At 65.7% G+C, this 6,396-nt stretch carries 7 protein-coding genes; 5 read left to right on the top strand and 2 right to left on the bottom strand.

Annotation, left to right across the window (positions count from 1 at the left end):
* The 5 genes from J8847_RS12585 to J8847_RS12565 form a co-directional block, all read left to right on the top strand.
* The coding region (locus J8847_RS12585) for a hypothetical protein (RefSeq protein ID WP_211525055.1) at window positions 1-186 on the top strand (186 nt) is incomplete at its 5' end.
* Window positions 187-257: 71 nt separating this feature from the next.
* A complete protein-coding gene (locus tag J8847_RS12580; protein ID WP_211525054.1) occupies window positions 258-509 on the top strand; it encodes a hypothetical protein in 252 nt (83 codons plus the stop codon).
* Window positions 510-551: 42 nt separating this feature from the next.
* A complete protein-coding gene (locus J8847_RS12575; RefSeq protein WP_211525053.1) occupies window positions 552-830 on the top strand; it encodes a hypothetical protein in 279 nt (92 codons plus the stop codon).
* 88 nt (window positions 831-918) lie between these two features.
* Entirely contained in the window at window positions 919-1,200 is a 282-nt protein-coding gene (locus J8847_RS12570; RefSeq protein ID WP_211525052.1) for a hypothetical protein, read from the top strand.
* 29 nt (window positions 1,201-1,229) lie between these two features.
* A complete protein-coding gene (locus J8847_RS12565; RefSeq protein ID WP_211525051.1) occupies window positions 1,230-1,988 on the top strand; it encodes a PP2C family serine/threonine-protein phosphatase in 759 nt (252 codons plus the stop codon).
* 8 nt (window positions 1,989-1,996) lie between these two features.
* Here the strand turns inward: J8847_RS12565 and J8847_RS12560 are convergent, their stop codons facing one another.
* Both J8847_RS12560 and J8847_RS12555 read right to left on the bottom strand, forming a co-directional pair.
* Entirely contained in the window at window positions 1,997-3,277 is a 1,281-nt protein-coding gene (locus J8847_RS12560) for a sigma-54-dependent Fis family transcriptional regulator (protein WP_211525050.1), read from the bottom strand.
* Window positions 3,274-6,336 carry a peptidase domain-containing ABC transporter gene (locus tag J8847_RS12555; RefSeq protein ID WP_211525049.1) on the bottom strand — a complete coding sequence of 1,021 codons (3,063 nt, stop codon included), beginning with the start codon at window positions 6,334-6,336 and terminating at the stop codon, window positions 3,274-3,276. The genes J8847_RS12560 and J8847_RS12555 overlap by 4 nt, the downstream gene beginning before the upstream one ends.
* Window positions 6,337-6,396 lie beyond the last annotated feature (60 nt).

The following is a 6,396-nucleotide window of genomic DNA, read 5'->3' as shown; positions in this document are numbered from 1 at the left end:
GCGCCGCAATACAAGCTGGGCGACCTGACCTATGCGCCGAACGTTGATTCGTCGATCACCGCCACCCAGAACCTGTTCCAGGACCAGAGCGTCCTGACCGCCACCGCCAACGATTCGGCCTTCGTCAAGGGCGTGCACGTGAACAGCCACGTGGATCAGAACGGCCAGAACAAGATCATCGGCTAGGCATCGCCGCCGCTGCGCGGTGCTTCAATCCACCGCGCAGCGTCCCACCATCATTCATTCAGGAGAACACCATGTCGTCCATCGCAATCCAAGACCTGGCGCACAGCGCCCCCCTCGACCACCAGGCCATGTCGTCCGTCCGGGGCGGCCATGCCTTCGGCAAGGACGTGAACGTCAATGTCAACGTGAACCAGCAGATCGGCCAGTTCCAGCAAATCGGCATCAACGTGCTCAACAACAATGGCGTGATCGGCGCCGGCTTCAAGGGCCCGGACATCGACCTGGACGCCTCGCTGTGGGCCCGCAACCAGGCCGTATTCTAAGCCAGACACCCTCATCCCCATCCATTCATTCAGGAGCAGCACATGAAAACCTTGATCATCAGCGACCTCTCGCGCAACGAACACCTCGACCGTCCGACCCTTGCCGCCGTGCGCGGCGGCTGGAAGATGGGTTCGCCTTCCTACCAGTTGGGCGACCTGGTTTATGCACCGCGCCACGACTCCTCGATCACCGCGGTCCAGAACCTGGGCCAGGCGCAGGAAGTCCTGACCGCCACCGCCAACGGTTCGGCCTTCGTGGGCGGCGTGCACGTGAACAGCCACGTGTCGCAAGACGGCGAAAACAAGATCGTCCAGCGCTGAGCGCAAAAAAGGCCCGGACGACCGCGCATTCTTGGTCTACACTGGGGAGACAGGCCTCCTGTCTCCCTCCCTCTCACGGAGATGCACCATGGCTAGCATTACCATCAAGGACCTTCCCGTCAGCACGCCGCTGGACCGCGAAGCGATGTCGGCCATTCGCGGCGCCGGCGCTCCCTGGGTATTCGGCTGGATCAGGCCTTTCGTGGACCGCTTGCCCTCCCAGGCCCCTGTCATCAACTTCTACCAGATCAACAATTTCGCCGACCAGATGATCAACCAGTTCCAGACGGTGTCGGTGATCAATTCCGGCGCGGGCGCCACGCTCGATGTCGTCGTGGATGAAAGCAGCGTGAACAACGCGCTGCGCTAGACCCGGAGGAAAGGAAAACCGGCGATGCGATGAGCTGCGACAGCGCCTTCCACTGGACCTCTGCCGCGCGCACGGACGTCGGCCCGGTCCGCAGCCGCAACGAGGATGCCTACCTCGTTCAGCCCGAGCGCGGACTGTGGGCGGTCGCGGACGGCATGGGCGGACACGCTTTCGGCGACCTGGCCAGCCGCGCCGTCGTGGATGCGCTCGCCGCCTTGCCCCCTCCCCTCGACATGGCGGATTTCATTGCCTCCGCCCGCGCCAGCCTGAGCCATGTGAACCAGGCCTTGCGCAGCAGCGCGCACGAACGCCACGTTCCCGTCATCGGCAGCACCGTGGTCGCCCTGCTCGCTTGCGGGCGGGACACGGCCAGCCTCTGGGCGGGCGACAGCCGCATCTACCTGTACCGCCAGGGCCGCCTGCAGCAGCTGACCCGCGACCACAGCCAGGCCGAGGAGCTCAGGGCGCGCGGCGCGGATGCCGCCGCCGCCGCGGTCGGCTCCAACATGATCACGCGCGCGATCGGCGCCTCCGATACGATCGAGATCGATGTCGCCCCGCTGGCGGTGCGCGACGGGGACGTGTTCCTGCTCTGCAGCGATGGCCTCAGCAACCCTGTCGACGAGCAATCCATCGCGACGGTCCTGGCGAATGCTGACTGCGAGCGCGCGGCCCAGGAGCTGATCGCGATGGCCCTGGCCAACGGCGGACGCGACAACGTCACCGCCGTCGTGGTGCGGGCCGAGGACTTGTCGGCGGACAGGACCGTCATCAACCCCGCCCTGTGAGCCGGGCTTCAGGACCCCTTGCGGAAATCCTTTGAGTGCAGGCCGTGCTTCTTCAGCAGGATCTGCAGGTGCGAACGGTTCATGTCCCAGCGCCGGGCGAGCTCCGCCACCGTGCCTCCCACCTCCTGCAGGCCGCGCTCCAGGCAATCGCGTTCCGCCTCGTCGCTGGCGGCACGCTTCGCCTCGGCCAGCGAGATCCCGGCCGCGGGTACGCCTGGCGCCGCGCTTGGGCGGGCCACGCTGGGACGGATGTCCTCCGGCAGGTGCGCCAGGTCGGCCGTTTCCCCGGCCAGGCAGGATAAGCGGTAGAGCAGATTGCGCAGTTCGCGAATATTGCCGGGATAGGAATAGCGCAGCAGGAAGCTGCGCAGGCGCGGCGTCAGCGCCACCGGCCGCCGCTTGAGCGCCTCGGCGGCTTCGTCGCCGTAATAGGCGATCAGCAAGGGAATCTCGTCCTTGCGGTCGCGCAGCGGCGGCAGGGTCACGTGGATCACGCTCAGCCGGTAGAACAGGTCTTCGCGGAAGCTCCCCTGCTCGATCAGCTTGCGCAGGTTCTTGTTGGTGGCGGCCACGATGCGCGCATCGACGGCGATGGTCTCGTCCGAGCCGACGCGCTGGATTTCGTGCGATTGCAGCACCCGCAGCAGCTTGACCTGTCCCGGCAGCGGCAGCTCGCCGATCTCGTCCAGGAAGATCGTGCCCTTGTGGGCGCTTTCGAACTTGCCCTTGCGGTCGTTGGCGGCGCCGGTGAAGGCGCCCTTCTTGTGGCCGAACAGTTCCGATTCGAGCAGGCTGTCGGGGATCGCGCCGCAGTTGACGGAGATATACGGCTTGTCGGCGCGCGAACCATTGGCGTGGATCACCTTGGCCATCAGCTCCTTGCCGGTCCCGCTTTCGCCGTCCACCAGCACCGGCAGGTCGGTGGGGGCGGCTTTCTCGGCGATCTCGAGCGCGTCGAGCAGCTTGGGATTGTCGCCGAAGGTGCCCTCGAACACGAAGCTGCGCGCCAGCAGCGCCTGGCGGCGTTCGCCGGTCGACAACTCGGCCGGCGCTTCGGCCGCTTCGCCGTCCCCCGTCCCTTTGCTGACGGCCTGCACGAAGCGCTCCTTGTGCGAGAGCTGCATGACCTCGTCGCGCAAGGTATTGGCCTGGCGCAGCAGCTTCTCGATATCGGGGCGTTCGATCCTGGTGGCCCAGCGCAAGGTCGAGCGCATGATCTCGATCTTTTCCAGCAGGCCGGCATACGACATCGCTGAGCCGCGCTCCCCTCCCGGATTGAACAGTTTCATGCCGCACCCAGCTGCTTCTGCACCAGCTCGTAGTACATGCCGCGCCGCGCCAGGAGCTCTTCGTGGCGGCCTTGCTCGACGACCTTCCCTTCGTAGAGCACCACGATCTTGTCGGCCCGCATGATGGTGCTGAGGCGGTGGGCGATGATGACGGCCGTGCGGCCCGCCAGGATCGCCTCCATGTTCGCCATGATATTGCTTTCGGACTGGGTGTCGAGGGCCGAGGTCGCTTCGTCGAAGACCAGCAGGCGCGGGTCGTGGTAAAGGGCGCGGGCGATGCAAAGGCGCTGCACCTGCCCGCCGGACAAACCCAGGCCGCGCTCGCCGACGACTTGCTCGTAGCCCAGCGGCATCTTGCTGATGAAGGCATGCGCGTCGGCCATCTTCGCCACTTCCTCGATGCGGCGCCGGTCCGGGCTCTCGTCGCCGCTGGCGATGTTTTCCGCAATCGTGCCGGAGAACAGCAGGTTGGTCTGCATCACATAGCCGACCTGGGCGCGGTAGTAGTCCTTGTCGATCACGGCCATGTCGTAGCCGTCCACGAAGAGCTTGCCCTCGCTGGGCGGGTAAAAGCCCACCAGCAGCTTGGCCAGGGTGGTCTTGCCGGAGCCGCTGCGCCCGACGATGGCCACCAGCTCGCCCGGCTTGATGTCGATGCTGATGTCTTCGAGCACATAGGGCGCGTCGTCGGCGCCGTAGCGGAAATACATGCGATCGAGCTTGAGCTCGCCCTGCAGGTCGGGGAGGACCACGCGCGAGCCGAGGTCGGCCGGTTTCTGCTCGGGCTCGATGTCGAGCACGTCGCCCAGGCGCTCCATGGCGACGGTGGCGTCCGCCATGCGGCTCCACAGCCCGACCAGGCCCATCAGCGGCCCCAGCACGCTGGCCATCAGGGCATTGAAGGCCATCAGCTGGCCGATGGTCAGTTCCCGGCTCAGCACCAGGGTGGCGCCCACCCACAGGATCACGATGGTGGTGGCGGCGTTGAGCAGCTGGCTCGCCAGCCCGACCAGGATGTTGAAGGACTGTGCGCGGTACTGCGTCTCCAGGGCCTTGACGTATTTCTTTTCCCACTTCAGGCGCACCGGGCGCTCGCTGCCCATGCCCTTGATGGTCTCGATGCCGCCCAGCGCTTCCATCAGGAAGGACTGGGCGTCGGTGGACGCGGCGAAGACTTCGCGCGCATACTCCTTGACCCGCGGCGTGGCCACGACGGTCAGCGCGATGATGGGGATCACGAAGGCGATCAGGAGCAGGGTCAGCTTCACGTTGTAGAAGAACAGGATCGTGAAGTAGATGAAGACCATCAGGAGGTTGAGCAGGGTCGTCACCGTCGATTCGGTGAGGAAGGCGCGGATGGTCTGGTTCTCGGAAAAGCGCGCGAGGATGTCGCCCGTCTTGCGCTTGGCGAAGAAGGAATAAGGCAAGGACATCGTGTGCTTGAAGAACTGCGCCATCATCGAGAAGTCGAGGTTGCGCACCATGTAGTTGGACAGGTAGGCGCGCACCGTCGTCATGATCTGGCTGAAGGCGGTGGCGATGACCAGGCCCAGGATCAGCAGGTGCAGCAGCCCGATGTTCTGGTGCACCAGCACCCCGTCGAGGATGTTCTGGATGATGATGGGCGGGACGATGCCCAGCATCTGGATCACGAAGGTGGCCAGGAACAGGTGCAGCAGGATCTTGCGGAAGGGCTGCAGGTAGCCGACGAAACGCAGCCAGGGAGAACGGGCCGCCTCCATGTGGACCATCTGCTGGCCCGGCGTGAACACCAGGCAGGTGCCGCTCCAGCCGCGCTCGAATTCCTCGACGCTCATCTTGCGGAAGCCTACGGCCGGGTCCGCTACCCATACCTGCTCCCGCGACACGCCGTAGACCACCACGTAGTGGTAGCCCTCCCAGTGCACGATGAAAGGGAGCTCGAAGCCGAGCAGCGCGTCGTAGGTGCATTGCACGCCACGGGTGCCGAAGCCGAGGGCCTCGCCGGCCCTGGCCAGGCTGTCCAGGGTCGCGCCTTGCGCGGTGACATTGGCCAGTTCGCGCAGCTTACCCAGCGTCATGTTGATGCCGTAGTGGCGGCACAGCATCGCCAGGCAGGCGGCGCCGCAGTCCATCTCCTCGGCCTGCTCGACCCAGGCGAAGCGCTTGATCACTTTTTCGCCGGACTTCGGTTGAGAAGCCAGGTCGAGCACGACGGGACGCTTGCGGCGCTCGGCCAGCTTCTTCTGGCGATGCAGTTCGCGCTCGAAGAAACGGACGCGGTCCTCGATCACCTCGCGGAAACGGGCGTTGCGTTCGAGGATGAAATGGGCGGACTTTTCCGGGATCACCAGCAGGGTCGCCTCGGACCCGGCCACCACCGAGGCCGGCTGTTCCTGGCGCATCAAACACGCCTTTTCGCCGAAGATCTCGCCCGGCCCCAGGGTTGCCAGCACGTACTCGTCGTTGGCGTCCTCGACCACGACCCGCACCTCGCCCTGGCGCACCACATAGAGGCGGCGCTCGTCGCGCGCGCCCTGCTTGAGGATTTCCTTGCCGGCGGCGACGCGCTTGACGCCGACGCTGTGCACGAACTCGTCGAGCTCCGGCTTGCTTACTTTCCCGCGCAGGTCGAACAGGCGCGCGACCAGCCCGCCGGCCGAGCTGATCGCCACCGCCTTGTTGATGAAGTCGAGGGCGGCCGGATCGCGCGCGACCACCAGCTCGATCGCGGTGCGCGGGATGAACCACAGCTCGGTCTTCAGGGCGGCGCGCGCCGACATCTCGTGGCGGCTGCTGCGCAGCATGGCGATCTCGGCGAAGACCTCGCCCGCCTTGCGCACCCCCATGCTGATTTCCTTGCCGTGCTCTTCGGTGAACACGCGCACCGAGCCGGACTTGATGATGTACAGCCCGTCGGCCGGATCGCCGGCCTTGCAGATGGTGTCGCCGAAGGCATAGGACCGTGTTTCGATCGCGGCGGCAAGCTGCTCCAGCTCCTCAGGCTTGAAGACGGACAGGATCTCGACCGTCGACAGGAACTCCGCGGAGGATTGCTGTTGGGGCGCAATGGATTCCATGTTTGTGCCTGCCGGGAGTCCCCGTCAATTGCGTGGTGCGCCTGGCCGGCGGGACGTGCG

Origin of the sequence: Massilia sp. AB1 (genome assembly GCF_018119385.1) — a bacterium.
Taxonomy (GTDB): domain Bacteria; phylum Pseudomonadota; class Gammaproteobacteria; order Burkholderiales; family Burkholderiaceae_D; genus Telluria.
Note: the sequence above shows the minus strand (reverse complement) of the source record. Positions and strands in the feature narration are given on the sequence as shown.

Coding starts and splice junctions, on each gene's coding strand:
- J8847_RS12555 (WP_211525049.1), bottom strand. CDS start 6,336: ATGGAATCCATTGCGCCCCAACAGCAATCCTCCGCGGAGTTCCTGTCG.
- J8847_RS12575 (WP_211525053.1), top strand. CDS start 552: ATGAAAACCTTGATCATCAGCGACCTCTCGCGCAACGAACACCTCGAC.
- J8847_RS12560 (WP_211525050.1), bottom strand. CDS start 3,277: ATGAAACTGTTCAATCCGGGAGGGGAGCGCGGCTCAGCGATGTCGTAT.
- J8847_RS12580 (WP_211525054.1), top strand. CDS start 258: ATGTCGTCCATCGCAATCCAAGACCTGGCGCACAGCGCCCCCCTCGAC.
- J8847_RS12565 (WP_211525051.1), top strand. CDS start 1,230: ATGAGCTGCGACAGCGCCTTCCACTGGACCTCTGCCGCGCGCACGGAC.
- J8847_RS12570 (WP_211525052.1), top strand. CDS start 919: ATGGCTAGCATTACCATCAAGGACCTTCCCGTCAGCACGCCGCTGGAC.